The organism is Microvirga arvi (assembly GCF_016892765.1).
In the GTDB taxonomy this organism is placed as follows: domain Bacteria; phylum Pseudomonadota; class Alphaproteobacteria; order Rhizobiales; family Beijerinckiaceae; genus Microvirga; species Microvirga arvi.
This window is the reverse complement of record NZ_JAFEMD010000180.1, coordinates 1-1,278: the sequence shown is the minus strand read 5'-3', so window position 1 is coordinate 1,278 and position 1,278 is coordinate 1. Positions and strand designations below refer to the sequence as shown.

Genomic DNA, 1,278 nt, shown 5'->3' with positions numbered 1-1,278 from the left:
TGATCCGCCCCCATTGAACTGGTCCACCCTGAAGTATGTCTTGAGGCTCACAGGAGGACCACAATGCCCAAGAAGCGTCATAAGCCCGAAGAGATTGTTGCCAAGTTACGCCAGGTCGACGTGATGGTCTCACAAGGCCAATCCGTGGCCGATGCGGTTCGCGCCATCGGCGTGACCGAGGTCACCTATTATCGCTGGCGCCAGGAATACGGCGGGCTCAAATCCGATCAGGTCAAGCGCCTGAAGGATCTGGAGGCGGAGAATGCCCGGCTCCGCCGCGCGGTAGCCGACCTGACGTTGGATAAGCAGATCTTGAAAGAGGCGGCCTCGGGAAACTTCTAAGCCCCGCCCGTCGCCGCGCCTGCATTGCGCACGTGCGATCGACCCTGAAGCTGTCTGAGCGCCGGGTCTGCCGTGTACTCGGACAGCATCGCTCGACGCAGCGGCGCATTCCGCAAGGTCGAGACGATGAGGCCCGACTCACGGACGACCTCATTGATCTCGCCCGCCAGTACGGCCGCTACGGCTACCGCAAGATCGCAGAACTCCTGCGCTCGCAGGCCGGTTGGGTCGTCAATGACAAGCGGGTCGAGCGGATCTGGCGACGGGAGGGGCTGAAAGTGCCGCAAAAGCAACCGAAGAGAGGCCGCCTCTGGCTTGGCGACGGATCCTGCATCCGCCTGCGAGCAGAGCGGCCCAACCATGTCTGGAGCTATGACTTTGTCGAGGATCGCACCCATGACGGGAGAAAGTACCGGATGCTGAACGTGATTGACGAGTTCACGCATGAGTGCCTGGCCATCCGGGTGAGCCGGAAGCTGAAAGCAGTCGATGTGATCGATGTGCTCTCGGATTTGTTCATCCTGCGGGGTGTTCCGGGGCACGTTCGTTCAGACAATGGCCCGGAGTTCGTCGCCAAAGCCGTCCAGGACTGGATCAACGCGGTTGGGGCGAAGACGGCTTACATCGCTCCGGGCAGCCCGTGGGAGAACGGCTTCATCGAGAGCTTCAATGCGCGGCTCCGGGATGAGCTGCTCGATGGCGAGATCTTCTATTCGCTCAAGGAGGCACAGATTGTGATTGAAAGCTGGCGCCGTCATTACAACACCCTGAGACCTCACGGATCCCTCGGCTACAAGCCGCCGGCCCCGGAAGTGTTTGTGCCTGCCATGTCCGCGCGGGCGGCTCAGCAACCCCGGCTAGCCGCGCCGCCCGCACTGGCGGACAGGCCGTCACTGCACTAACATTCCAACCGGACCACTCCATGGGGGCGGGTCA

Annotated in this window: 1 protein-coding gene; it reads left to right on the top strand. The window is 62.0% G+C overall.

The window, feature by feature from the left end:
* Nucleotides 1-63: 63 nt before the first annotated feature.
* A protein-coding gene (locus ILT44_RS30390) for an IS3 family transposase (protein ID WP_204243334.1) occupies nucleotides 64-1,244 on the top strand; the annotation gives its coding sequence in 2 pieces (ribosomal slippage) (nucleotides 64-328 and nucleotides 328-1,244; 1,182 coding nt in all).
* The last annotated feature ends 34 nt before the right edge of the window (nucleotides 1,245-1,278 follow it).